This is a genomic window from Ruegeria sp. CG1, assembly GCF_056537265.1.
The window spans coordinates 313,301-339,753 of record NZ_JBQFRF010000003.1 but is presented as its reverse complement, the minus strand read 5'-3'; the positions used below and the strand labels follow the sequence as shown (position 1 = coordinate 339,753).

Here is a 26,453-nt window from a genome sequence, read left to right as displayed (position 1 = left end):
TAACGATTTGGGATCGGCGGCCAAAGAAGTTTTCGGCAAATTTGCAAATATTTGGCAACACTATTTGAGATAACTGCAAATTTGTTAATTAACACAACAAGCCAAACTGCCGATGGCATTTCGCGCGATCAGGGTCTAAAGGTAAACCATGCAGTTCAGTTCACCCTCTGTCAGCCGCACGCCCCCCACGCTTGCAACACTCGTTTTGTTGTCAGGATTGTCGGCGCTGAGCATGAATCTGTATCTGCCCAGCCTTCCCTTTATGGCGACGTATTTTCAGACTGATTACAAGGTGATGCAGCTTTCGATCGCGCTTTATCTTCTGGTCAACGCGGCACTGCAAATCTTAATAGGACCCATTGCCGATAAGGCCGGACGTCGGCCTGTACTGCTGTGGGGACTCGCCCTTTTTCTGCTTGCAACGCTGGGGTGTATATACGCCCCAAATGTCGAGACCTTTCTCGCTTTCAGAATGTTTCAGGCCGTCATTGTCGTTGGTATTGTCTTAAGTCGTGCGGCTGTGCGGGACATGTACGAACAGGACCAGGCTGCTTCGATGCTCGGATATGTCACCATGGGGATGGCAGTCGTCCCGATGATCGGTCCTGCTGTCGGCGGGCTTCTCGAAGAAACTTTTGGCTGGAAAGCCAATTTCTGGCTACCCTTTGCCCTTGCGGCGCTAGCGCTGGTGCTGACCTACCAAGATTTTGGCGAAACCGCAGCCGCAAGCGGCAAAACACTGATGCAGCAATTTCGCGAATATCCTGAATTGCTGAGATCGCCCCGCTTCTGGGGCTATTCCCTGTCCTCGGCGTTCTCTTCAGGTGCGTTCTTTGCCTATCTCGGGGGCGCACCCTTTATCGGGACCGAAGTGTTCGGCATGACAGCCGCCGAGGTCGGCATCTACTTTGGTGCGCCTGCGATTGGCTATTTCTTCGGCAACTTCATCAGCGGTCGATTCTCGGTTCGCTTCGGCGTCAACCGAATGGTGCGCTGGGGATGCTGGCTGAATGCAATTGGCGTGGCCCTATCAGCTTTGTTGTTCCTAGTGGATTTGGGAACGGCGCTCAGCTTCTTCGGCCTGATGACCTTCGTCGGGTTGGGCAACGGCATGGCGATCCCAAATGCAACCGCCGGATCGCTTTCGGTCCGCCCGCATCTTGCGGCCACTGCCTCTGGTTTGAGCGGTGCGATCATGTTGGGCGGCGGCGCGGCACTCAGCGCATTGGCAGGCGCATTGCTGACGCATGAGACGGGCGCGATGCCTCTGCTTTGGCTGATGCTGGCAACCGCCGCACTGGCAATCTGCGCGATCAGCGTTGTTATCTGGCGCGAACGGCAATTGGGTCTGTAGACGGCTTGCGCGACAGGGTTTGCAAAGTTAGCCTGCAGATTCAGTAAAGCTGCAAAGAACCGCCATGGCCACTCAGAAACTATACGCTGGCGCCAAGCTGCGCGAAATGCGCACACGCCTGACCCTCACGCAGAAGGATTTCGCCGCAAAACTGGGCGTTTCACTGCCCTATTTGAACCAGATGGAGAATAACAACCGGCCGATCTCGACGACCGTTGTTCTGGCACTGGCGCAAGAGTTTGGTATGGATGTGACCGAACTCAGCACAGGGGATAGCGAACGATTGGTTTCGGATATGCGCGAAGCACTGGCCGATCCGGTGTTCGCCGAAACGGCGCCCCCTCTGGCTGATCTCAGGCTCACCGCTTCAAATGCGCCCGCGCTTGCACGCGCGTTCATCGAGTTACACCGCGCCTATCGCCAGACCCATGAACGCCTCGCCTCGCTCGACGAGGCATTGGGCCGCGAGGATGCCCGTATTCAGGCCAGCCCATGGGAAGAGGTGCGCGATTTCTTTCACTACTGCGACAATTATATTGACGCCGTTGACCGCGCCGCCGAACGCTTCGCCAGCCGTGCCGATGAAACCAGCGATATTCGGCAAGTCGCCCTGAACAGCCTGTCAGAACGCGGCATTCACGTCACTTTCGCCGACACAGAAACCTTACGCAGCTACAATGCTGGTGACAAAAACTTGCGCCTTTCCTCGCGCGCCGCACCACAAACGCAGGTCTTCCAACTGCTGCTGCAGGTGGCGTTGATCAGTCAGGATAAGCTGCTTGAAGCAACGCTAGATTTCGCCCGTTTCCAAAGCGATGAGGCCCGCGCCATCGCCAAGATTGGCCTCGCCAACTATTTTGCCGGGGCTTCGCTGATGCCTTACGGCGCTTTCCTGTCCGCAGCGCAAGACTATCGGCATGATTTGGAGCTGCTCAGCAACCGGTTCGGGGCGTCGATTGAACAGGTGGCGCACCGCCTGTCTACGCTACAACGCCCCGGCGCAAAGGGGATTCCGTTCTTTTTTGTCCGTGTCGATCAGGCCGGAACGATCACCAAACGCCATTCAGCCACGCGTCTTCAATTCGCCCGCTTCGGCGGCGCCTGCCCACTCTGGAATGTCCACCGGGCATTCGAGACCCCGGGTCATTTCCTGCAACAGCTAGCCGAGACGCCGGATGGCGTCCGCTATATCTCATTGGCTCGTGATGTTTCAAAATCCGGAGGCTCGTTCGGTGCTCCTGTCCGCCGCTACGCCATCGCCTTGGGATGTGAGGTTCGTCATGCCGAAGCATTGGTCTACGCCGATAATCTCGACATAAACAACGCGAGCGCTTACGAGCCCATCGGCATATCATGTCGCATATGCGAGCGTCAAACCTGCCACCAAAGATCAGTCCCACCGTTAGAGCGCCGCCTGACCATCGACGCCCATAGCCGCGGCACCCTGCCTTATGAGGTCACCTGATCTTCGCCTGGCCATATATATCCTGCGAGTCCGGGGGCAGAGCCCCCGCCTAATCCTCAGCTTTTTGACAAGATCGCCCAGATCTCGTCTTTGAGCGCCGCGCGTTTCTTGCGCAAATCAACCTCGGCCAATTCCTCCATCGGTTCGACGTTGGTTTCAGCCCGATGCACGGTGCGGTTGACCTCATGATACTCATCCGCAAGTCGGGCAAAATGCGCATCCGTTTGCTTGAGCTGACTCATCACTTCGAGCTTGTCGGGGAACTCTTCAGCCAGTTCATGCGGGGTATGAGACATCCAGTTGGCTCCTTGTTTCAGCGTTACATCCCAAGGCTAAACATGACTGTCGCACTCCGCTTTGACGCCGATCAAATTCCGAGCGCAATCAACCAGCTTTCAGGATAAATGCACGCCGTGGGTTTTGGATGTGTCAGCGCTGTGCCGTTGCCCATCTCGGACTTATCCAGGGCTGGTCGTTCGCTTTGGGCAGAGGGTCTTTCTGCAGCAAATGGTCCGACACCTTTTCACCCACCATGATCGACGGCGCGTTCAGATTGCCATTGGTGATTTGCGGGAAAATCGAGCTATCGGCGACGCGCAATCCATCCACCCCAATCACACGCCCCTGCGGGTCGACAACGGCATCCTTGTCATCCGGACGGCCCATGCGGCAAGTCCCGCAAGGGTGATAGGCGCTTTCGGCATGCTCAGCGATAAAGGCATCTAGCTCATCGTCCGACTGAACCTCCGCCCCCGGTTGGATCTCTTTACCGGCAAAGGGTTTGAACGCCTGCTGTCCAAAGATCTCTCGGGTCAAGCGAATGCAGGTTCTGAAGTCTTCCCAATCCGAATCATGGCTCATGTAGTTGAACCGGATCACCGGCGCGTCTTCGGCTTTGGCAGATCGCAGAGTCACAGCGCCGCGCGAGGGCGACCGCATTGGCCCCACATGCGCCTGGAATCCGTGCCCTTCGGCTGCCGCCTGCCCGTCATAGCGAACCGCCATCGGCAGAAAATGATATTGTATGTCAGGATATTCCACACCCGGTTTCGAACGCACGAAGGCGGCGCTTTCAAATTGGTTCGATGCACCAAGGCCTGTTTTGGTAAACAGCCATTGCGCTCCGATCATTCCTTTGCTGATCAGGTTCCAATGCTTGTAAAGCGTGATCGGCTGGATCGAGGCCTGTTGGATATAAAGTTCTAGGTGATCCTGCAGATTGGCGCCGACGCCAGGGCGGTCGGCGACCACTTTGATACCGTGCTCGGCCAGGTGCGCCGCGGGTCCAACCCCCGAAAGCATCAGCAACTTAGGCGAATTGATAGACGAAGCCGCCAATACAACCTCGCGCCGCGCTGTGATCACTTCCCGTTTGCCACCCCGGATCAATTCGACCCCGGATGCGCGCCCGGATTCAATAATCACGCGCGCCGCAAGACCCCGGATGATTTCGCAGTTTTGCCGCTTGAGCGCTGGCCTAAGGTACGCATTCGCCGCCGACCAGCGCCGTCCTTTCCAGACGGTCTGCTCCATCGGCCCAAAACCTTCTTGTTTCTCACCGTTATAGTCGCCAGTGACCTCATATCCAGCCTGCTGACCTGCATCGACGAACGCCTTAAACAGCGGATTTTCACGAGGCCCTCGCGACACGTGCAGAGGTCCATCCGTGCCTCTCCAAGTGTGATCACCGCCATGACCACCATCATGCCAGGTTTCCATGCGCTTGTAGTACGGCAGCACATCTGCATAGGACCATCCATCTGCGCCCATCTCGGCCCAGGTGTCAAAATCCCGCGCGTGACCGCGCACATAAACCATGCCATTGATCGAAGACGACCCTCCGATCACCTTGCCTCTGGGGCAAGCAAGTTGACGATTGTTCAGATGCGGTTCGGGCTCGGATTTGTAGCCCCAGTCATATCGCGACATATTCATCGGATAGCTTAGGGCGGCAGGCATTTGGATGAAGGGTCCGGCGTCAGTGCCGCCATGCTCGATCACCAGAACCGAAGCTCCGGCCTCACTCAGACGGTAAGCCATCGCGCAACCAGCAGAACCGGCGCCAACAATGACAAAATCTGCTTCCATATTCGTGTCTCCGTTCACCTTCGGGGCAAGATTTTTCGACGAAAAGTCTCTGCACTTCCGACGGGTGCAATTTCAAAAATGTAAAGGATTACTCGCCACGCGGATAACGCTGGCTATCCTCGACATCGTTCAGGTCCATATGATTGCGCATGTACCGTTCAGACGCTTTCTGAAGAGGCTGATAATCCCAAGGATAATAGCCACCCTGCCGCAGTGCCTCATAAACCACCCAGCGCCGGGCTTGGCTGGCCCTCACATCGGCGTCAAAGCGATCCAAATCCCATCGCGCCTCGGATTTAGCACGCAGTGTTTGCAAGGTGCCTGCATGTTCGGGCAGGCCAGCGAGATTTTCCATCTCATGCGGATCAGCCTCGAGATCGAACAGTTGATCGGGGTCCAATGTACAGCGATTGTATTTCCACTTGCCATAACGCAAAGAGACTAAAGGAGCGTATGAGGCCTCGGCGGCATATTCCATTGCAACCGGCGCGGTTCGGTCTGTGCCCTTTGCCAACGGAACAAGGTCCTCACCATCCGTCCAAGGTGAGATTTCAGCCATATCGACGCCCGCCAACGTACCAAGCGTCGGTGTCACGTCGATCGTCGAAACTGGTGTATCGATGCGACCAACTGGAAGATCGGAGGCAGAAATCATGAGCGGCACGCGGGAAGAGCCCTCGAAGAAAGTCATCTTGAACCATAACCCGCGCTCACCCAGCATGTCGCCGTGGTCGGACACGAACAGTATGATCGCCTCTTGCCGCGTCGTTTCCAGAACCTCCAGTATCTCACCGATCTTGTCATCCAGATATGAGATATTGGCGAAATAGGCGCGACGGGATTTGCGAATATCCTCGGTCGTTATGTCGAAGCTGCGCCAGTCATTGGCATCGAAAATACGTTTGGAATGAGGGTCCTGATTGTCATATCCCAGATCCGCGATCTGTGGCTCAAGATGCTCACAATCTTCATACAGATCCCAGTACTTGCGTCGCGCCACGTAAGGATCGTGTGGGTGCGTGAAGCTGACGGTCACACACCAGGGGCGATCATCCTTGCCGCGTGCAAGGTCATATAGCTTGGCCTTGGCGTTATAAGCGACCTCGTCATCATATTCCATCTGGTTGGAAATCTCGGCAATGCCTGCCCCAGTGACCGAGCCCATATTGTGATACCACCAGTCGATGCGCTCACCGGGTTTACGATAGTCCGGCGTCCAACCGAAATCTGCCGGGTAGATATCAGTGGTCAGACGATCTTCGAACCCGTGCAACTGGTCTGGGCCGACAAAGTGCATCTTGCCGGACAAGCAGGTGTAATATCCTGCACGACGAAGGTGGTGGGCATAGGTCGGGATATCGCTGCTAAACTCGGCGGCGTTGTCATAGACGCCAGTGCGCGATGGCAGTTGACCCGACATAAAGCTCGCACGTCCCGGAGCACAGAGCGGCGAGGCAGTGTATGCATTTGCGAAACGCGTTGATCTTGCCGCCAGCTTCTTCAGGTTCGGCGCATGCAACCATTCTGCAGGACCGTCGGGGAAGAGGGTCCCGTTGAGCTGATCCACCATCAGGATCAGAATATTCGGCTTTGTCATTTTTCGGCCTCTAGGAAAACTCTCAGTACCCGCAGCGCATGGGTGACTGCCCGCTGCGGCTCTTGTGGGGAATTCAGTGCAGAGTGGATGTACAACCCATCGATCAGCGCGATCATACCTTCGGCAGCCTCGCTCGGGTCACTCATATGTGGACGCAACGCATGGATCAGGTTCGAGCGGATGCGCGCCTGATAGATTTGCCAGAGCCTCAGCGCATCATCGTTGGTTTGCGCCAAAACATAAAAAGTCATCCAAGCTGCGATAACATCCGGTGTGAAACACGATGGCGCGAAACAGGCGCGAATGATGGCCTGTGCGCGCTCTTCCGGATCTGCCGTGCTGAGTTGTGCGCGCGCTTCAGATCCAAAATCCGTCAGGATACGCCGCATCGCGGCTAGGAATATCTGTTCTTTGCCCCCAAAGTAATGATGCGCCAATGCACTGGACATACCTGCGCGTTTGGCGATCTGGCTAACGGTGACATCAAGGGATTTTTGCGCGCCAAGCTCGGCGATCGTCGCCTTGACGATCGCGTCCCGCCGGATCGGCTCCATTCCGAGTTTTGGCATCTTCGCCTCTTCGCCATACCTGAGTGCAAGGAAGGCTAAGCGGTTTTTATTGACTCGTCAATCAATAACGGTTCTTGGTTTCGCCGGTGGGGTCTCAGAACCTTGCGGCGGTGTGCCGCCACGGCTCAGCACGGCTTCACGCCAGGTGATGAAGCTGACGGCAGCCAGGATCAGAGTGCCTCCTGCAATTACCCAGATGTCGATGCGTTCATGGAAGGCCAAAGCGCCGAGCAAAGTGGCCCAGATCAGCTGCAGGAACGTCACCGGCTGGGTCACGGCCACCGGGGCAGCCTGCAATGCAAGCGTCATGAAATAGTGCCCCGCAGTCGCAAAGCTGGCGACGATGAAAAGTATACCAAGATCGCGCAGGCTGGGCGGCTCCCAAACCGCGACGGCGAAAGGGATAAGCGCGATGGTGACCCATATCGATAGATGGGCAACAACCGCTGAGGGACGGGTATCACGGACCATGACTTTGGCCAGCAGATAGGAACCACCAAGCGCAAGTGCAGCCCCCAGCATCGCTATGTGACCGGGCAATATCTCGCGAAAGCCCGGGCGCAGGATGATCACTACTCCAATCACAGCAACACCAATCGCGGCGATACGACGAAAAGCTAGCTTTTCACCCAAGAACAGTGCCGCACCCACCGTGACGTAGATAGGTGTCATGTAATTCATCGCGGTCACCTCGGCGAGGGGGATGCGCGTCATCGCAAAAAACCAAAGCATGACGGCGATGGCGTGGACCATTCCGCGTAGTCCAAACAGCGTAAGATTGCGCGGGGTCAATGGAGTTCCGAGGATCGCCCGGATTGCGGGCAAAAGAAACACCAGACCCAGGACATAGCGCAAGAATGCCGCTTGAATGGGGTTCATGCTGGTTCCCAGCACCTTCACCAGCGCATTCATGCCCACAAAGGACAGCCCGGCCGCAAGCATCCAAAACATGCCAACAAGCGGGCGGTGCTGATCATTAGGTGAGGTCATACAAACGGTTGAACACCGAATTCTGATCCGGGACAACCCTTCACATGATAACAAGTTTCAACGCGATCATAAGCATCACGATTCCGATGATAAAATCAAGAATCTGCCATGCGCGCGGGCGGGCAAAAATCGGTGAAAGCACTCTGGCACCGTAGCCGAGCGAAAAGAAGAAAACGAAACTCGAAGTCATCGCCCCTATCGCAAACCCCATGCGATCTGAATATTGGGCCGATATCGACCCGATCAATACGACCGTATCCAGATATACATGGGGGTTGAGCCAAGTGAAGGCCAGCACGGTCAGCATGGCCGCACGCAGGCTGGTGCGCTGCCCTGTTGCGGTATCCATCACCGCCCCACCTTGCCAGGCAGACCAAAAACTACGTAGGGCGTACCAAATCAGAAACACTGCCCCACCATAGCGCATCACCGTTTCAAACCACGGCGCGGCCTGAGCCAGGGTGCCGAACCCTGCAACACCCGCCCCGATCAGTATCGCGTCAGACACTGCGCAGGTCAGGCACAGTGCAAAGACGTGCTCGCGCCGCAGGCCTTGGCGCAGAACAAAGGCGTTCTGAGCGCCTATCGCCAATATAAGGCTAAAACTCAGGGCAAACCCGGCAATCATTGATGGGAACATGCAGCCTCCTGTCGATACTCGTTGACTACATGGCCGGTGTAAATCTATCAAATTAATGATGATTACCCAGATTAAGTAACTCTAATGCTCCTCGATCCTCATCAGCTATCAGCATTGGCGGCGATCTTGCGACACGGCAGCTTTGAGGCCGCAGCCGCAGAGCTATCCGTCACCCCGTCGGCTATTTCGCAGAGGATCAAGGCGCTGGAGGATCGTGTTGGTGCGGCCCTTATTCATCGCGGCACCCCATGCATCGGCACTCCGGCGGGTCTGCGGATCGCCCGTCATGCCGAAGATATCGGCCTGTTGGAGGCAAAGTTGGCGCGAGAGCTGACTTTGGATCAGCGTGAAGGTCCGGTACGGGTTCGCGTCGCGCTACCGGCTGACAGTCTGGCCACATGGTTTATCGACGCGATGGCGCGCGCCGAAGACATACTGTTCGACCTTGTAATTGACGATCAGGACCATTCGGCTGACTGGCTGCGGCGTGGCGACGTAAGTGCGGCGATAACGGTGGGTGGTCAGAACATTACCGGATGCGATGCCATCGCGTTGGGCACTTTGCGCTATTTGCCGACCGCGAGCCCTGGCTTCATGCAGCGGTGGTTTTCTGATGGGGTTTCCGCCAATTCCCTGGCACAGGCCCCCTGCTTGACCTTCAACCGTAAAGATAATCTGCAGAAATCCTGGATATATGCCCAGACAGGCAGCCGTCTTTCGCCACCGTCTCACTTTCTGCCGTCCACAAACGCCTTTGTTGACGCGGCAATCGCCGGTTTAGGATGGGGTATGAACCCCGAAAGCCTTGTAAGAAGAGCGATCGCAAACGGGCAGATTTGTGAAGTAATCCCCGATGCGCCGCTCGATATCGAACTGACCTGGCAGATCGGGCGTGTCCTTGGCCCTGCCCTTGCACCCTTGACCCAAGCGGTACGTCGCGCGGCAACGCAGCAACTGATCGCACCGGCGGCAGATTAGGCCTGCGACTCTGAAGCCTTTTGCGGTTTCGCGATGCGGTAACAGCTAAATGCCGCCCAGATGCTTGCCAGCACGATAAACACGATGGCAGCGGCAACCTCGTGCATATGTGCAACCACAGCCAAAATTGCAGACAGTGCAACGGCAGCGAGTCTGCAGATGGATTTGATGGCTGCTGCGCCCTGAATACGTTGTTCCTTGGGCGCAACATCTAAAAAATACAGCTGGCGCGCACTGGAAATTCCAGTTGTCGCCACCGAGACGACAAACAGGGCAATGGCGTGCAAGTGAACTTCGTGATCGATACCGGCATAGTGGAACGCCAACAAAACGATCCCTGTCACTGCGACCAACAAGTTGCCCGCGACCATCACGGTACGGTGTGATTTCATGTTCACCAATTGCCACAAGGGCGCCGAGACCAGATAGCCGGACGCGGATGAGATGATCATGGCCGTCAAACCCTTGGCCGAGTTGTGATGTGCCTCGGCAGCGATGAGCGCAAAAAACGGAACCGACAGCGACACGACAACCAAAGGAAGCCGCAGAGCCATATAGCGCCGGAACCATGGCTGTTCGAACATACTTACGATTCCGGAGATGATGTTCTGCAGCGATTGACGTCCTGCACCTTTAGGTTTTCCATTACCGGACTCATCGGGGGCGATCTCGGCCATGCCGAGAATGCATAATGCTGAAAACAAGAAAAACACGACCGAGGCCGCAATCACCGCGGAATGCCGCGAGAATGGCGGGTACTCTTTCGTGATCTCGTGTATCAGCAACACCAAGCCGATGGCACAAAGACCTCCCGCGCCCAATTGGAGATAACGGATAACCATCCGGGATTTCGATTTCAGATGATCGCCCAACAGGTCAGACAGCATCAGGGATTGGCTTTCTTCAATAAGCCCAATCATGAAAAAGGCGATCACAAAGGCAATGGCCGTCAATGAGACACTGCCGGTGGCCGCGATCAAAAGGGCCATCAGAAGGCAACCGCCAATTCCGATCTCGGTCAGGGCAATCCCGCGTTTCTTCCGCGCCTGCGCAGCAATGGAGCGGGCGAAAAACACGTCCGAGATCATGCTGCCAACCATGCGGATCGACACCAATGCACCGGCAAGGAACATCGGTAACTCCAGCGAGACCGCAAGGAATGGCAATACGATAGACGGGCTGCCCAAAGTCCACGCCACCTGGGAAAGGATACTTTGGCTAGCCAGAACCGGGACATTTCGTCGGGCCGGATCAGTCGATTTACTCGCCATTTGCGATGCTCTGCATGATGTGCCTACGGTTGCCTTTCAGGTCCTTCAGCCTCAATGATCTGAGTTTAATCGCAAGAGGCTTCAGGACCAAGGCTTGTGTAAAACGCGCAGCTGCAACAGAAAAACCCGGCCGCTGGGCCGGGTTTGGTTCATCTGGCGTTTGTCCGATACATCAGAGCTGCGCCATAACCTCGTCGGTCGCTTCGAAGTTAGTGGTCACGCGCTGAACGTCGTCGTCGTCTTCCAATGCATCCACCAATTTCATCAGCTTTTGCATGTCTTCCAGACCCAACTCGGTCGTCGTTGTCGGCTTCCAGACCAGCTTGGTGGATTCGGATTCGCCCAGCGCCTCTTCCAGCGCGTTCGACACATCGTTCAGGTCCGTATCTGCACACCAGATGATGTGACCGTCATCCGAGCTTTCGACATCCTCTGCCCCGGCCTCGATCGCGGCTTCGAAAATCGTATCCGCATCGCCTGCGTCTGCCTGATACACAACTTCGCCCTTGCGGTCGAACATGAACCCGACCGAGCCGGTTTCACCCAAGTTTCCACCATTCTTCGAAAAGGTCGAACGAACAGTCGAGGCGGTACGGTTGCGATTATCGGTCATCGTTTCAACAATCACGGCCACACCGTTGGGACCATAGCCCTCATACCGGATTTCTTCGTATTCATCGCCCTCGCCTGCTACGGACTTCTTGATCGCACGGTCGATCACGTCCTTGGGCACCGAATTCGACTTGGCCTCTTTCACCGCCAGACGCAGGCGCGGGTTCTTGTCCGGATCGGGGTCGCCCATCTTGGCGGCGACCGTGATCTCTTTCGACAGCTTGGAAAACAGTTTGGACCGCGCGGCGTCCTGACGTCCCTTGCGGTGTTGGATATTGGCCCATTTGGAGTGGCCTGCCATGGTGCGTCCTCGTCATCGTGATTGCGTGTTTGGCGCTCATATAGACGTTTGCGGGGCAAAGGATCAAGAGAGCGGCTTGCCCTGTCTTCGCCCGTGACTATGGTGGCGGTATGACGACAGATCAGATCATTCTTTTTTCCCTTTTCATCGCCGTTTTCGGAATGCTGCTCTGGGGGCGGTTCCGCTATGACCTTGTAGCATTCACCGCCTTGATGATCGCGGTCACGCTGGGTGTGGTGCCCGTTGACAATGCCTTTGCCGGGTTCGGGCACCCGGCCACGATCATCGTGGCGTTGGTGCTGGTGGTTTCTGCCGGTCTGGTGCGCTCGGGTGCAGTGTTCATGATCACGCGCACACTGGTCGACGCATCGCGCGGATTGGGCGCGCATATCGCGCTAATGGGCGGCATCGGGGCGATCCTATCGGCCTTCATGAACAACGTCGCGGCGCTGGCGCTACTGATGCCAGTCGATATCCAGACCGCGCGCAAAGCGGGGCGCCCGGTCGGCCTTAGCCTGATGCCGCTCAGCTTTGCGACGATCCTGGGAGGGATGGCCACGCTGATTGGTACGCCGCCAAATATCATCATCGCCTCGATCAGGGCTGAAACACTGGGCGAACCGTTTCACATGTTCGATTTCGCACCGGTGGGCGGATTGGCTGCAATTGCGGGGCTGGCGTTCGTCGCGCTGATCGGCTGGCGCCTCATTCCCAATCGCGGCGCGCAGGAAGAAACCTCGGAAGTTTTGGCCGAATACATCGCCGAACTGACGATCCCGCCTGAATCGCCCCATATCGGGAAACGGGTCAGTGAGCTTTATGAGGCCGCCGAGAAATCTGACGTCGCTATCATCGGCCTGATCCGGGACGGAAAGCGACGCTATGGTCGATCAACCCACGCAACCCTGCATGAAGGCGATGCGCTTGTTCTGGAAGCACGCCCCGAAGCGCTGGATGAGTTCCGCGCCGCGCTCAATCTGGATTTCTCGGACGCCCGTCGGCAGGAGGTTTTGACTGCCGAAGGCGAAGGGCTGGAAGTGGTTGAAGTCGTTGTCCCCGAAAGCGCGCGCATCACTGGGCGAACTGCGCAGGCGTTAGGACTGGCCTGGCGACAGAGTACAGTCCTGATGGGCATTTCACGCCAAGGGCGCCGGATCACCAGTCAGGTTCGCAAAACCGAGGTCGAGCCCGGCGACATCTTATTGCTGCTGTGCCCGCGCGACCGAGCACCCGATGTCACTGAGTGGCTCGGCTGCCTGCCCTTGGCCGAGCGCGGCTTGAATGTAACCGCGAATGAGAAAGCCTGGCTTGCCATCGGCCTATTTGCGGCTGCCGTGTTGGCGGCCAGTATCGGGCTGATCTATCTGCCGATCGCACTGGGGTTCGTGGTCGTAGCCTATGTTCTGACTAAGATCATGCCGATTGCGGATATCTACAACCACATCGAATGGCCGGTGGTTGTATTGCTGGGGTCAATGATCCCACTGGGCAGCGCGCTTGAAACCTCGGGCGGAACCGAGTTGATCGCCAACGCCTTGATTCAGCTGACCAACGGCCTGCCCGCCTGGGCAATCCTGACCGTACTGATGGTCGTGACGATGACCCTGTCCGATGTGTTGAACAACACAGCCACCGCCATTGTCGCCGCCCCGGTTGGCATTCAGATGGCGCGCACGCTTGAGGTGTCGCCCGATCCGTTTCTGATGACGGTGGCCGTTGCGGCGTCTGCCGCGTTTCTGACGCCCATTGGGCACAAGAACAATACGCTGGTGCTTGGTCCCGGAGGATACCGCTTTGGCGATTACTGGCGCATGGGGTTGCCGCTGGAAATCCTGATCATAGCGGTCTCGATCCCCGCGATCCTTGTGTTCTGGCCGCTTTGATGGCTAAAGGCTTCCTATGAAACGCTTTCTGATCCTGCAACTGCGCCCGGAAACCGATGCATCGGATGCCGAATATGCCTCGATACTGGACAAAACCGGGCTGAGCCCTGCGCAAACTCATCGCATCCGGCTGGATTGCGAAGACCTGCCCGAAGGGCTGGATGTCGTCGATTACGCTGGTGTCATCGTGGGTGGGGGTCCCGGCTGCGTCAGTGACGATCCGACCACCAAATCCGCGCTGGATGCAAAGATCGAAGGCGCGATCATGAGACTGATGCCCCAGATCACTGCGAAAGATCACCCGTTCATGGGCTGCTGCTATGGCTTGGGTATTCTCGCCGTACATTTGGGCGGAGATGTCAGCAAACGGCAATTTGGCGAACCGGTCGGACCGTCCGACTGCCGTCTGACAGAAGATGGCGCTCAAGACCCCTTGACCGCAGGCCTAAAGCCGAAATTCGAAGCGTTTGTGGGACATAAGGAAGCCGTACAGCTACTGCCGGATGGCTGCGTTCATCTGGTAGCGTCTGACCCCTGCCCGTTTCAGATGATCCGCTGGGGGCAGAATGTCTATGCCACCCAATTCCACCCCGAAGCGGACGCCAAAGATTTTGAACAGCGGATCAACATCTACAAGGACCACGGCTATTTTCCGCCAGAGGATGCGCAAAGCTTGATCGATATGTGCCATGCCGCAGACGTTACGGAGCCGGGTGAAATCCTGCGCCGGTTTGCTCAACGCTACGGGTGACCCAACGGCGTTGTTGCCTGATCTACGACCCCTCGCATAGGCTGGCCCGAATGACTTTGGGAGGAGTTGTTCTTGGACCTGCTTATCAACGTTGGCCTGCCCATTTCGCTGGCCATTATCATGTTGTCACTGGGGATCGGGCTAGAAGCCGCCGATTTCCGCCGAGTTTTGGCGCGGGGGTACCCCTTCGCCATTGGCGCCATCAGTCAAGTTGTGCTGATACCATTGGCTGCCTTCGCGACGGTCACTCTGTTCGGACTGCCCGCTGAAATCGCCGTGGGTGTCATGCTTTTAAGCTTTTGCCCCGGTGGGGTCACCAGCAACATCCTCGCAAAATTTGCCAAAGGTGATGTGGCGCTGTCGGTCAGCCTGACAGCGGTGATCAGCCTGCTGTCCATCGCGACCGTCCCCATTCTGGCCGCATGGTCCATAGATCATTTCATGGGCGAGGCCGCACCCAAAGTTTCGATCAGCGCATTAGCCACCGCGCTGTTCCTGATCACGACCCTTCCAGTCGCCATTGGCGTCGCCATACGTCACTTTGCAAGGGGGTTCGCCATTCGGGTCGACGGCCCGCTTTCGACGCTCGCATCGATACTGTTCGTGCTGATCGTCGCGGCGGCACTGGCCGGAAACTGGCAGTTCTTCATCCAAAACCTCAGCTCGATTGGGGCAGCTCTGATCGCGTTGAACGTTGCGCTTTTGCTGATCGGTCTGGGGCTGGCGCGCATCGCCAATCTGACATGGAGTGAGGCGAAAACGATCTCGGTCGAGACTGGCATTCAGAATTCGGCGATGGGAATTACGCTGGCAGCTTTGATCACCGGCACCACGACCGGCTTCAGCCCACTTGCCGTTCCTGCCGCCGTTTATGGTATCACGATGTATGTGGTCGTAACCCCCTTCATCCTTTGGTTCCGCAGCCGCTGAAAGGACATCCGATGACCAATAACACCGCAGACGCGATCGTGATCGGAGGCGGCCTTGCGGGCCTCTCGGCGGCGGCCGAATTGGGCGACCGGGGCAAGCGGGTGATCGTGCTGGATCAGGAGCCTGAGCATTTTCTGGGTGGACAGGCGTTTTGGAGCCTCGGCGGCCTGTTCATGGTCGACACCCCCGAGCAGCGCCGCATGGGCATCCGCGACAGCCACGATCTGGCCCTGCGCGACTGGATGGGCAGCGCGCAGTTTGACCGCGATGAAGACAACTGGCCCCGCAAATGGGCTGAAGCCTATGTCGAGTTCGCCGCAGGTGAAATGCGTCCGTGGCTGCATGAAATGGGGCTGCGCTGGTTTCCCGTCGTGGGCTGGGCCGAACGCGGCGGTTCTTATGCGGACGGCCATGGCAACTCGGTCCCTCGCTTTCACATCACTTGGGGAACCGGCCCAGGTGTACTTGAGCATTTTATCCGCCGCGTCCGCGCGCATTTCGACGCCGGCTTGATCCAATTGAAGTTCCGTCACCAAGTCAGCCACATCATTATGCAAAATGGTTCTGCCAAAGGCGTGTCAGGGGAGGTCCTGGCCGATGACGGCATTCAAAGAGGTGGCAAGACCAACCGGGACGAAGTAGGCGAATTCGAAGTCTATGCCCCTTCGGTTATTGTCACCTCTGGTGGGATCGGTGGGAATTTTGAGATGGTGAGACAGAACTGGCCCCGCGACCGGCTGGGTGAACCGCCCAAAGATATGGTGGCTGGCGTTCCGTTTCATGTCGATGGCCGCATGATCCCGATCAGCGAGAAAGCTGGCGGACATGTCATCAACGGCGACAGAATGTGGCATTACACTGAAGGTGTGCGCAATTGGGATCCGATCTGGCCCGCGCACGGTATACGTATTCTACCCGGCCCAAGTTCGATGTGGTTCGATGCGCGCGGCAATCGCCTGCACCCCCCTTGCTTGCCGGGGTTCGATACGCTGGGAACGCTGAAAGAGATCCTGAAAACCGGATATGAATATAGCTGGTTCGTTCTGACCCAGAAGATCATCAAAAAGGAATTTGCGCTATCGGGGTCCGAGCAGAACCCGGATTTCACTTCGGGCAGCTGGAAAGAGGTGATCCGTCAGCGCATCCTGTCTGGCACCAAGGCGACTGGCCCGGTCGAGGCATTCAAGGAAAAGGGCGAGGATTTCGTCGTCGCCAACACGCTGACTGAATTGGTCAGCGGCATGAACCAATTAGGCGGAGGTCTGATAGACGAGACGCATTTGCGCACCCAAGTCGAGGCACGGGATTCTCAGGTCGACAATCCGTTTTCCAAAGACGCCCAGATGATGGCCATCCTTGCGGCACGCAATTATCGGGGCGACAAGCTGATCCGGACGGCCAAACCGCACAAGTTCCTCGATCCCTCAAACGGCCCGCTAATCGCGGTCAAGCTGCACGTACTGACCCGCAAGACACTGGGCGGGCTGCAGACCAATCTGGACAGTCAGATGATCGGCGCCAATGGACAAATCGTCCCTGGCTTGTTTGCAGCCGGAGAGGTCGCGGGCTTTGGCGGCGGCGGCTACCACGGGTACAACGCGCTAGAGGGCACGTTTCTGGGCGGTTGCATCTTCTCGGGTCGCAACGCAGGAAGGTCCCGCGCAGTGGCCTGATTACTGGGTGCGCACGAATTTCAGTATCGGCTCACCTGCAGCATCGAGCAAAACCATGCTGTCGCCGGCAACGGCATAGTTCGTCACGTTTTGCAGGGCAGCAAAGAACTGATCCTCGACCTCGTCCAGTTCTGGCGGGCACGCCATTAAAGTCGCGGCCATATTGTCTGGAAACTCAAGGCTGTTGCCGGTGATCTCGGCTTGCCCAGAAAACCGGTTGCAACCGCCCGTGCCACCGAACGCACCACCTTGAGCGAAGGAAAGCTGGGGCGGCCGTTTTGTGTCGAGCACGGTTCCACCGATACCGATGGCTGTCCACTCAGTCCCTTCCAGGGTCGCGGGGCTCTGAGCACCGGCCTGCACCAGCACAAGATCAGCCGAATTGCCTTCGCCGTTGGTCAGCACGGGATGGACCGTATCCGTCGTAAACAACAGCTCACCCCCGCGATAGATCGACCCGCGTACTGCATAGGTCATCCCCTCGCGGATCAGCGCGTCATCAAAAGTCAGTTCAAATTCCGAGGGCACTCCGTTCAACGCATAGCGTTGCGCCGCCAGCGTGACCGCTGCCGCATCGGCCCGAGAGATATCCTGCAATTCGACAAATAGCGTCGCATCCGGTGGCAGGGCGATCCGTTCACGGTAGGTTGCCGTGCCAGTGACTGTTCCTGCCGAGCTTTGGCTGCCCAGCAAGGCCAATACGATTGCTCCGGCCACAATGGCCTGCCCGAGTTTTGGAAAAGGCATGATCCCATCCTTTCACATTCATCTTAGGCAAAAAGATTGTGACGATATCGACATTTACAAGGCCCGAAACACCAGGTCGGCGAATCCGTGCCAGTGTCAGAGCGGCCAGATGAACGGAATAAGAAGTGACGCCAGCAGACCCACAGTCAGGTTCAGCGGCACACCAACTTTCAGAAAATCGGTGAATCTGTACCCACCCGGGCCATACACCATCATGTTGGTCTGATAGCCAATCGGCGTCGCAAAGGATGCCGATGCCGCCACCATCACCGCGACCACCAGCGGGCGCGGATCAATTCCTACAGCCTGAGCCAGAGAGATCGCGATCGGAGTGACCACCACCGCCACGGCGTTGTTCGAAACCAATTCGGTTAGCACCGAGGTCAACAGATATACGGCCCATATGATCAAGAAAGGTGGCAACATGCCAAGCGCCGGTGCGACCGCTTCGACAATCAGTTTAACCGCGCCCGATTTATCGAGCGCAGCCCCAATTGCGAGCATGGAGAAGATCAGGGCCAGCAATCGGCCTTCGACAAATGAGAACGCCTCATCCGCGTCGATACATCGGGTCAGCAAAACCACAGCAACGGCGATGATCGACAACAGCAAAATCGGTGCCACGCCCAACCCCGCCAGGGCGACGATCCCGACCAGCGCACCGATGGCTATGGGCGCATGGCTGCGGCGAAACGCTCGTGCCGAAGGTTGCGTAACATCGACCATATCCATATCGGCGGCCAGCTTCTGGATATCCGCAGGCGAGCCCTCTAACAGCAGCGTATCCCCGACGCGCACGGTCAAAGCATCCAACTGACGCCCGATATTCTGGTTCCTGCGATGAACCGCCAGGACGTAGACACCATATCGGCGACGTAACCGCATCGCACCAAGCGTTCGACCGACCATACGGCAGCCCGGCGTGATCAGAACCTCAACCGTCTTGGTCTCAACAGCTGAGACCTGATCCACGCGCTTGAGTTCCTTGTTGCTTTGAAGACTCAGCAATTCGGTCATCTCGGTGCGCAAAACTACCCTGTCGCCCACTTTCAGCGTCACCCCCTTAAGGTTCCGCCGCAGTGAATCATCGCCTCGGATGACGTCGATCAGGCGCACACCGGGGCGCTTGAACAGCTGAACACCGGTCACTTCGCGGTCGATCAGATTGCTGTCGGGTGGGATAACCGCCTCAGTAAAGAACTTCATCTTGGACCGGTCGCTGAGCATCTCAGCCATGCTGTCACGCTCGGGTAGCAGTCGTGGCGCAATGAAGCGCAGGTACACCATACCGTAGATCACCAGCGCGATGCCCAGCGGGGTAACCTCGAAGATTGAAAACGCCGTCATACCCTGTGCGCGGGCCACACCATCGACCAACAGGTTAGTCGAGGTGCCAATCAGCGTCAGCGTACCCCCAAGGATCGCCGCATAGCTGAGCGGGATCAACAATTTGGACGCCGAAACGTTCAGCGTGCGGGCGATCTGGATAAAGACCGGGATCATTACAACAACAACCGGTGTGTTCGACACCACCGCCGAAGCGACGACGACAAACGCCATCAATAACCCGATAGCAAACCGAGGGTTCACCTGCGCCTGCTTCTGCGCGAGCGAGGTGAAGGCATCAAGCGCTCCGGTGCGCACCAAGGCACCCATGATGATGAACATCGCGCCGATGGTCCACGGCGCGGGATTCGAAAGGACTGCAAGCGCACTTTGATAGGGCAGGATACCGGTTGCCAGCATCAGGGCCGCCCCGCCGATTGCGACGACTTCGGTCGGATAGACCTCGCGCAGAAACATGATGAACATGCCCGCTACGATCATCAGCGCCAGAATTGCGCTGCCCATCTCTGTCAGTTGAAGGAATTGCATTCTTGGTATTCTGTCCGAACCCTGATCTGGCACACGCGCCTAATAGGTAGTTTCACGTATTGCGTGCGGCGGGGCAAGTCTGACGTGCTTTTCAGGGTTTAGACTGCTGCAACCGCCCGCCAACACGAATCATCTGCACGGATTTTGCGCTTCCATCGCGGTCATCGGTTTCGACAAAAACTCCGCTCAAGGTCGCCTCACCGGTCGCAGGCGTAAACCGCGCCTTGGGCATCCCGGTTATGAACCGGCGCATCGGTTCCTGCTTGTCCATTCCGATGACCGAGTCATAGTCGCCGCACATCCCGGCATCGGTCAGGTATCCTGTACCGCCCGGCAATACCTGCGCATCCGCGGTAGGCACATGCGTATGCGTCCCAACCACAAGACTCGCGCGTTTGTCGCAATAATGGCCCATCGCCATCTTCTCGGACGTTGCCTCGCAATGCATGTCGACGATGATCGCCTGCGCCTGGCCGCCGCGTGGGTGCGATTTCAGGATCGGTTCAATGGCCGAAAAGGGATCGTCAAAGGGGCGTTTCATGAAGACCTGCCCTAACACCTGCACCACCAGAACCTTGCGACCGCCCGGCGCGGTGAACAGTCGATGCCCTCGCCCCGGTGCCCCTTTGGCATAATTCAACGGACGCACGATGCGAGGTTCTTTCTCAATAAACTGCAGCATGTCTTTCTGGTCGAAAGCATGATCGCCCAAGGTGATACAATCGGCTCCCGCGTCCAAAAGCAGCTTGGCGTGGTCCCCGCTCAGCCCCATTCCGTTCGAGGCGTTCTCGCCGTTGACAACGACAAAATCCAGCCGCCATTCGTCACGCAGACGTGGCAAATGCTGTTGGATGGCGGCGCGACCCGAACGCCCCATGACGTCACCAAGAAACAAAATCCTCATGATTGCGGTCCTAGGGGCTTGAAGTGGCAATAACAAGGCAGAAGCAAACAATCACTCAGCCTGAAGGCTGCCAATGTAAAGGAAATCGCGATCGCGCATAGCGAGGGATAACTTAGAAAGTTAGCACCCGGCTTTCAGTAATCACCATATCGAGTGGTTGATCGGTCGGCTCCAGCGGCAGATGTTCGGCTTCCTGCGCATCAAAGGCAAATCCTATGGCAAGCGTCGGGCGCTTGGCGCGCAACCCTTCAAGCGTGCGATCATAGAAGCCGCCGCCATAGCCCAAGCGGCCACCCTTCGCATCAAACGCAACCAGTGGCACGATCAGGATTTCCGGGTCGAAATAGTCATCGATCTCGGGCACTTTCGCGCCGAAGGGTCCATCTTTCAGTATGCCCTCAGGCGTCCATCGAGAGAAGCGCAACGCCTGCCCTGCGGCCTGAATGACAGGCACGCCCACTGGACCATATGCAGAAGCCTCGGCCATTGCAGGCAGCGGGTCGATTTCGGTGCGGATCGGCATGTAGCCAGACATGGGAACACCGCGATGACCCGCCAGAACCTCGGACAAGCGCCCGGCCGCGCCCGGGATGCGCATATCAAACGCTACCTTGCGTCGCGCGAATGCCGCCTTGCGCGCTGCGGCCTTGATTTCGGTCAGATCGGTTGTCTCGTTCACAATAGCACCACGCTGGCAAGCCCCAGAAAGATGAAGAACCCCATGACATCCGTTGTCGTGGTCACAAAGGTTCCTGACGCCAGCGCCGGGTCAACACCCAGACGGTCCAGCACGACCGGTACTACCGTACCAGCAAAGCCCGCGATGATCATGTTCACGACCAGCGCAGATCCGATCACGACACCCAGCAGCGGGGAGTCGAACCACATCATCCCGACGGTTCCCAACACGATAGCGAAACACAGCCCGTTGAGCATTCCCACCAGCAGTTCTCGCCGGATCACGCGCCCTACGTTCGAGCCGGTCAGGTCGCGTGTTGCCAACGCCCGCACTGCAACGGTAAGTGATTGGGTCCCGGCATTGCCCCCCATCGAGGCGACGATCGGCATCAGGATCGCGAGCGCCACCAGTTGATCAATCGCGGCCTCAAACTGAGAAATCACCAGCGATCCGCAAATCGCGGTAACCAGATTGACACCAAGCCAAGGCAAGCGGCGCCTACTGGTTGCCGCTACACTATCGGACAGAGAGCTTTCGTCCGAGACGCCCGCAAGACGCAGCATATCCTCTTCGTATTCTTCGTCCAGGACCACCATCGCATCGTCGATGGTGATGACACCGACCAAACGACCGTCGCCATCCACGACTGGAGCCGAAATCAGGTGATACTGATTGAACGCATAGGCCACGTCCTCTTCATCCTGTTCGACGGGGATGGTGTGGAATTCATCTTCGGCAATGTCCTGCAGCGGTACCTCGCGCCGGGTTGCCATCAACTTGCCCAGCGTGACCTGAGCAACCGGTTTCAATCGCGGGTCAACAAGTATGACGTGATAGAACTGTTCCGGCAAATCGTCGTTGGCACGCATGAAATCGATGGCCTGCCCCACGGTCCAGTGATCGGGCGCCATGACCACCTCGCGCTGCATAAGGCGGCCAGCAGAGTTTTCTGGATAAGATAGGGCTTGCTCTGCCGCGACGCGTTCGGAGTCTTCAAGCGCGCCCAGGATGGTTTCTTGCTGCGGCTCTTCAAGGTCTTCCAGAAGGTCAACAACGTCATCACTTTCCATATCCCGAACGGCTTCGGCCAGAACGTCCGGTTTCAGGACATTGATTACTTCTTCCCGAACTGACTCGTCGAGCTCCGACAGGATATCGCCGTCGAACTCTTTGTCATACAGCCGGATCAGGCGCGCACGGTCGTAAGGATTGATCTGTTCCAGAAGGTCAGCGATATCGGCCGCGTGCAGCGGCTCCATCAGCTCAATCAGCTTGGCACGATCTTCGACATCAACCGCATAAAGGATGGCCGCAACGGTTCGCGGGTCCAGCGCATAGGCGTCCTCATCGCGGGGCTGATCGGGTCTGGCTTCGTCGTTGCCTGTCGTCATGCGCTGCCCCTCTTTCTTGTCGATTGCCCCTAGATAGAAGAAGCAGCTACCGGAAAACAATGACAATGGTCCAATTTACCCGCATCTTTCGCGCCCCTATGCTGGTTGGCGGTCCAAAACAGGCGGAGAACAGAACAAATGGCGCAAAAGACGCTTCTGAAGGGACGTGTGCTTAGCTTCAACGGATCACCGTTCGAAGGTGAGCCCACCGATGCGACCAAAATTCACCAAGCCGTCCTGATCGAAGATGGCCGCATCGCGGCACTGGGCCAGGCGTCCGACCTGTCTGACGCGCATCCCGACGCCAACATTAAGGATTATGGCGATCACCTGATCATGGCGGGATTAGTGGATTCTCATGTCCACTATCCGCAGACGGCAATGATCGCGAGCTGGGGAAAGCGGCTGATCGATTGGCTGAACAGCTACACGTTCCCTGAAGAGATGAAGTTTGACGACCCCGCCTATGCCGCTGAAATTGCGAATAGATATCTGGACCTGACCGCTGCCCACGGCACCACAACCATGTGCAGCTTTTGCACCATTCATCCCGAGAGTGTCGATGCCTTCTTTACCGCGGCGCAGGCGCGTGGGCAGCGGGTCATCGCGGGTAAAACTTGCATGGATCGCAATGCGCCTGAGGGGCTGCGGGATACTGCACAAACCGGGTACGACCAGTCCAAAGCTCTGCTTGAAAAGTGGCATGGGGTTGATCGCATATCTTACGCCATCACTCCACGATTTTCGCCGACATCGACGCCAGAACAGCTGGAGGCGATGGGCGCGCTTTGGGCCGAGCATCCCGACTGCCTGATGCAAACCCATCTGAGCGAACAGACCGATGAGATCGAATGGGTCCGATTCCTGTTCCCCGACACGCGCGACTATCTGGATACGTACGAGCAGTTTGGATTGCTGGGCGGAAATGGCCTTTATGGGCACGCGATCCATCTGGAAGACCGAGAGCGGGATCGTCTGCGCGAGGTAGATGCAGCCCTGATCCACTGCCCCACTTCAAACACGTTTATCGGCTCTGGCCTGTTTGACATGAATGGTCTGATCCACTCAGGGCACCGCGTGGGCTTGGCCACCGACACCGGAGGCGGCTCAAGTTTTTCAATGCTGCGCACAATGGCTGCGGCCTATGAGATTGGTCAATTGCGGGGTTATCCTCTGCACCCGTCGCAATTGCTTTGGCTTGGAACGGTGGGATCGGCTCGTACCCTGCGGATGGATGACCGTATTGGAAACATCGCCGTGGGCATGGAAGCCGATCTGGCGGTGCTGAACCTCGCATCGACGCCTGCTATCGCCCAGCGCGAAGCTCATGCTGATGATCTTTGGGAAGCGGTGTTCCCGACCATCATGATGGGTGATGACCGTGCCGTAACCGATACCTGGATCGCCGGACGAGCTGTTTCTGGTTGATAGGAATGGGCCTATGGCCCATGCCTCCGGCGGAGGTATTTTTAGCCAGATGAAGAGCGGATCCGCTATTCTGCCAGCGCGCGTGCCAGACGATTCTGGGTTTCTATGACCCTTGGCAGGTCGATCGTGGCGATCTGACTGTTACGAACAATCTGGCGTCCCTCGACAAAGAGGTGTTTGACACGCGTCGGTCCGGCCAGAAGGAGCGCAGCGGGGTCCCAACTGCCTGCACTTTCAATTCCTTGCACGTCCCAAATGGCAATATCAGCTCGTTTACCGGGCATAAGCCGGCCGCAATCGGGCCGATTCAACACATCCGCCCCGCCTCGGGTGGCGATCTCAAGCGCCTCACGGGCCGACATGGCGTCAGCGCCGTTTGCGACTCGTTGCAGCAGCATAGACTGGCGCGCCTCGGCCATCAGATTGCCGCTGTCGTTGCTGGCTGATCCATCCACGCCCAACCCGACTGGCACGCCTTGATCACGCATTTTTCGGACTGGCGCGATACCTGAACCAAGACGACAATTGGAACATGGACAGTGCGCAACGCCGGTTCGGCTACGTGCAAACAGGTCAATCTCGGCGCCATCCAGCTTGACACAATGAGCGTGCCAGACATCCGAACCGGTCCAGCCTAATTCTTCGGCGTATTGGCCGGGTCTACATCCGAACTGATCTTGAGAATAGGCAATATCCTCATCGTTCTCCGCCAGATGGGTGTGCAGCATCACACCTTTGTCGCGCGCCAACAGCGCGGCATCACGCATCAAGTCTCGGCTAACCGAGAACGGCGAACATGGCGCCAAACCAACGCGACACATCGAACCCTCAGATGGGTCGTGATAGGCGTCTACGACACGGATCATATCCTCCAGAATAGCCTGCTCGGATTCGACCAAAGCATCAGGAGGCAGTCCACCATCACTTTCGCCAATGCTCATAGCCCCACGCGTGGGATGAAAACGCAGCCCCAGCTCTGACGCTGCATGGATCGTGTGTTCAAGCCGCGCGCCATTTGGATATAGGTAAAGGTGGTCAGAGCTAAGCGAGCAGCCGGACAGTGCCATCTCGGCCAATCCGATCTGGGCAGATATAAACATCTCGTCAGGACCAAAGCGGGACCAGATGGGATAGAGCGTTCGCAACCAACCAAACAACAATGCGTCCTGCCCGCCGGGAACCGCGCGGGTGAGCGTTTGGTAGAGATGGTGATGGGTGTTCACCAGACCGGGGGTCACAACACACCCATTTGCATCATGTATTTCGCCATCGCTCGTAAGGCGCTGGCCAATCTGGGCAATCTTACCATCCCGAACCAGCAGATCAGCGCCTACAAGCTCTTGCCGATCATCATCCATCGTCAGGATCATATCGGCGTTACGGATCAGAAATTCTGTCATTTTCGCACTCCCGCATACTGCCCGTCTCATGCATGGAGTGATGGGCTGGTGGAAAACGGGCGTAAGAACCAGCCGTGATCAGTTTAAAGTCGCAAAGAAGGGTCGGCAACCCGTTTAGTATTGCTTCAGAATTTCTAGCGCTGCCGCATGAATCTCAGTATTGGCTGCAGCGAGCGCACGCCCACCATTATGAGCCGGATTGCCCTGCCAATCCGTCACAATACCACCCGCGGCCTCGATCACCGCGATTGGGGCCTGGATATCGTAGGAATTCAATCCGGCCTCGACCACTAGATCGGTTTGACCTGCAGCGAGCAACGCGTAGGCATAACAATCCATCCCATAGCGTGTCAGCTTCGTTTTCTGAGAAACCGCCTTGAATGCGGCGGCCTCGACCGCGCTGCCAACCTCCGGGAAAGTGGTGAAGATGATCGCCTGGTCCAGAGATCGAGTGTCACGCGTCCCAAGTTCTGTGCGTCCCAAAGGGCCTTTGACAAATGCGTGCTCTTTATCTCCGATAAAACGTTCGCCGATATAGGGCTGATCGATCACACCAAGCTTCGGTCCAGTCTCATCGCTTAGGGCGATCAGAACACCCCATGTGGGCGTACCACTTATGAAACCGCGCGTGCCATCAATTGGGTCCAGCACCCAAACTCGTCCGGTAGTTCCCTCGGAATGACCGAACTCTTCCCCCAGGATACCGTCCTCAGGCCGGTGATCAGCCAGCACCCTACGCATTGCTTTTTCTGCTTCGCGATCAGCGGCTGTCACCGGATCAAAACCGGCATCGAGTTTGTTGTCTGTCTTCAGGTTAGATTGGCGGAAAAACGGAAGAATGGCCGCCCGCGCAGCGTCGGCCATTTCTTCGGCAATCTCTAGATCGCTTCGTAGGGTGTTTTGCATTGCTTACCCGTGCGCCCCACA

23 protein-coding genes are annotated in these 26,453 nt (G+C 57.3%); 8 read left to right on the top strand and 15 right to left on the bottom strand.

What is annotated here, in order from left to right:
- Positions 1-148 precede the first annotated feature (148 nt).
- Positions 149-1,354 carry a multidrug effflux MFS transporter gene (locus tag ACR0AU_RS11190; protein ID WP_170512337.1) on the top strand — a complete coding sequence of 402 codons (1,206 nt, stop codon included), beginning with the start codon at positions 149-151 and terminating at the stop codon, positions 1,352-1,354.
- Between the two features lie 64 nt (positions 1,355-1,418).
- Positions 1,419-2,819: a helix-turn-helix transcriptional regulator gene (locus ACR0AU_RS11185; protein WP_170732947.1), complete on the top strand. Its 1,401-nt coding sequence runs from the start codon at positions 1,419-1,421 to the stop codon at positions 2,817-2,819.
- A 56-nt stretch (positions 2,820-2,875) separates the two neighbouring features.
- On the opposite strand, the gene ACR0AU_RS11180 is transcribed toward ACR0AU_RS11185, so the two are convergent.
- The 6 genes from ACR0AU_RS11180 to ACR0AU_RS11155 form a co-directional block, all read right to left on the bottom strand.
- Positions 2,876-3,115 (bottom strand): HP1242/YdcH family protein, encoded by a 240-nt coding sequence (locus ACR0AU_RS11180; RefSeq protein ID WP_170392158.1) that lies wholly within the window; start codon positions 3,113-3,115, stop codon positions 2,876-2,878.
- Positions 3,116-3,248: 133 nt separating this feature from the next.
- Positions 3,249-4,907: a choline dehydrogenase gene (betA, locus tag ACR0AU_RS11175; protein WP_170732948.1), complete on the bottom strand. Its 1,659-nt coding sequence runs from the start codon at positions 4,905-4,907 to the stop codon at positions 3,249-3,251.
- An 88-nt stretch (positions 4,908-4,995) separates the two neighbouring features.
- Positions 4,996-6,504, bottom strand: a complete 1,509-nt coding sequence (gene betC, locus ACR0AU_RS11170) for a choline-sulfatase (RefSeq protein WP_170732949.1) — start codon at positions 6,502-6,504, stop codon at positions 4,996-4,998.
- Positions 6,501-7,073, bottom strand: coding sequence for a choline-binding transcriptional repressor BetI (betI, locus tag ACR0AU_RS11165; RefSeq protein WP_170392164.1), 573 nt, complete (start codon positions 7,071-7,073; stop codon positions 6,501-6,503). The genes betC and betI overlap by 4 nt, the downstream gene beginning before the upstream one ends.
- 57 nt (positions 7,074-7,130) lie before the next feature.
- Positions 7,131-8,063, bottom strand: coding sequence for a DMT family transporter (locus ACR0AU_RS11160; RefSeq protein ID WP_480795682.1), 933 nt, complete (start codon positions 8,061-8,063; stop codon positions 7,131-7,133).
- Positions 8,064-8,103: 40 nt separating this feature from the next.
- Positions 8,104-8,703: a LysE/ArgO family amino acid transporter gene (locus ACR0AU_RS11155; RefSeq protein ID WP_170512381.1), complete on the bottom strand. Its 600-nt coding sequence runs from the start codon at positions 8,701-8,703 to the stop codon at positions 8,104-8,106.
- Between the two features lie 84 nt (positions 8,704-8,787).
- On the opposite strand from ACR0AU_RS11155, the gene ACR0AU_RS11150 reads away from it, so the two are divergent.
- A complete protein-coding gene (locus ACR0AU_RS11150) occupies positions 8,788-9,681 on the top strand; it encodes a LysR family transcriptional regulator ArgP (RefSeq protein ID WP_480795681.1) in 894 nt (297 codons plus the stop codon).
- Here ACR0AU_RS11150 and ACR0AU_RS11145 read toward each other — a convergent pair.
- Complete coding sequence (locus ACR0AU_RS11145; RefSeq protein WP_480795680.1) at positions 9,678-10,952, bottom strand: MFS transporter; 1,275 nt, start codon at positions 10,950-10,952, stop codon at positions 9,678-9,680. The two genes, ACR0AU_RS11150 and ACR0AU_RS11145, sit on opposite strands and share 4 nt — an antisense overlap.
- A 172-nt stretch (positions 10,953-11,124) precedes the next feature.
- The gene (locus ACR0AU_RS11140; RefSeq protein ID WP_170392173.1) at positions 11,125-11,865 is read right to left on the bottom strand and encodes a YebC/PmpR family DNA-binding transcriptional regulator; all 741 of its coding nucleotides are present in this window, start codon (positions 11,863-11,865) and stop codon (positions 11,125-11,127) included.
- 110 nt (positions 11,866-11,975) lie between these two features.
- On the opposite strand from ACR0AU_RS11140, the gene ACR0AU_RS11135 reads away from it, so the two are divergent.
- The 4 genes from ACR0AU_RS11135 to ACR0AU_RS11120 all read left to right on the top strand — a co-directional run bounded on the left by ACR0AU_RS11135 (position 11,976) and on the right by ACR0AU_RS11120 (position 17,102).
- Complete coding sequence (locus tag ACR0AU_RS11135) at positions 11,976-13,748, top strand: SLC13 family permease (protein WP_170401548.1); 1,773 nt, start codon at positions 11,976-11,978, stop codon at positions 13,746-13,748.
- Between the two features lie 16 nt (positions 13,749-13,764).
- The gene (locus ACR0AU_RS11130; RefSeq protein WP_170594678.1) at positions 13,765-14,499 is read left to right on the top strand and encodes a glutamine amidotransferase; all 735 of its coding nucleotides are present in this window, start codon (positions 13,765-13,767) and stop codon (positions 14,497-14,499) included.
- Between the two features lie 72 nt (positions 14,500-14,571).
- Positions 14,572-15,429: a bile acid:sodium symporter family protein gene (locus ACR0AU_RS11125; RefSeq protein ID WP_480706771.1), complete on the top strand. Its 858-nt coding sequence runs from the start codon at positions 14,572-14,574 to the stop codon at positions 15,427-15,429.
- Between the two features lie 11 nt (positions 15,430-15,440).
- A complete protein-coding gene (locus ACR0AU_RS11120; RefSeq protein ID WP_480795679.1) occupies positions 15,441-17,102 on the top strand; it encodes an FAD-binding dehydrogenase in 1,662 nt (553 codons plus the stop codon).
- On the opposite strand, the gene ACR0AU_RS11115 is transcribed toward ACR0AU_RS11120, so the two are convergent.
- The 5 genes from ACR0AU_RS11115 to mgtE all read right to left on the bottom strand — a co-directional run bounded on the left by ACR0AU_RS11115 (position 17,103) and on the right by mgtE (position 22,698).
- Complete coding sequence (locus tag ACR0AU_RS11115; RefSeq protein ID WP_170401560.1) at positions 17,103-17,849, bottom strand: YbaY family lipoprotein; 747 nt, start codon at positions 17,847-17,849, stop codon at positions 17,103-17,105. It lies immediately after the preceding gene.
- A gap of 96 nt (positions 17,850-17,945) precedes the next feature.
- Positions 17,946-19,724 carry an SLC13 family permease gene (locus ACR0AU_RS11110; protein WP_480795678.1) on the bottom strand — a complete coding sequence of 593 codons (1,779 nt, stop codon included), beginning with the start codon at positions 19,722-19,724 and terminating at the stop codon, positions 17,946-17,948.
- A gap of 91 nt (positions 19,725-19,815) precedes the next feature.
- A complete protein-coding gene (locus ACR0AU_RS11105) occupies positions 19,816-20,628 on the bottom strand; it encodes a TIGR00282 family metallophosphoesterase (RefSeq protein ID WP_480591916.1) in 813 nt (270 codons plus the stop codon).
- Between the two features lie 112 nt (positions 20,629-20,740).
- The gene (locus tag ACR0AU_RS11100) at positions 20,741-21,307 is read right to left on the bottom strand and encodes a 5-formyltetrahydrofolate cyclo-ligase (RefSeq protein ID WP_223116808.1); all 567 of its coding nucleotides are present in this window, start codon (positions 21,305-21,307) and stop codon (positions 20,741-20,743) included.
- A complete protein-coding gene (gene mgtE, locus ACR0AU_RS11095) occupies positions 21,304-22,698 on the bottom strand; it encodes a magnesium transporter (protein ID WP_170563935.1) in 1,395 nt (464 codons plus the stop codon). The genes ACR0AU_RS11100 and mgtE overlap by 4 nt, the downstream gene beginning before the upstream one ends.
- Positions 22,699-22,836: 138 nt before the next feature.
- Here mgtE and guaD point away from each other — a divergent pair, with 138 nt between their 5' ends.
- Positions 22,837-24,126 carry a guanine deaminase gene (gene guaD, locus ACR0AU_RS11090; RefSeq protein WP_170732958.1) on the top strand — a complete coding sequence of 430 codons (1,290 nt, stop codon included), beginning with the start codon at positions 22,837-22,839 and terminating at the stop codon, positions 24,124-24,126.
- A gap of 65 nt (positions 24,127-24,191) precedes the next feature.
- Here guaD and ACR0AU_RS11085 read toward each other — a convergent pair whose 3' ends face one another.
- The gene (locus ACR0AU_RS11085; RefSeq protein ID WP_480795677.1) at positions 24,192-25,526 is read right to left on the bottom strand and encodes an 8-oxoguanine deaminase; all 1,335 of its coding nucleotides are present in this window, start codon (positions 25,524-25,526) and stop codon (positions 24,192-24,194) included.
- A gap of 114 nt (positions 25,527-25,640) precedes the next feature.
- Positions 25,641-26,432: a histidinol-phosphatase gene (gene hisN, locus ACR0AU_RS11080; RefSeq protein WP_170392196.1), complete on the bottom strand. Its 792-nt coding sequence runs from the start codon at positions 26,430-26,432 to the stop codon at positions 25,641-25,643.
- Positions 26,433-26,453: the final 21 nt, after the last annotated feature.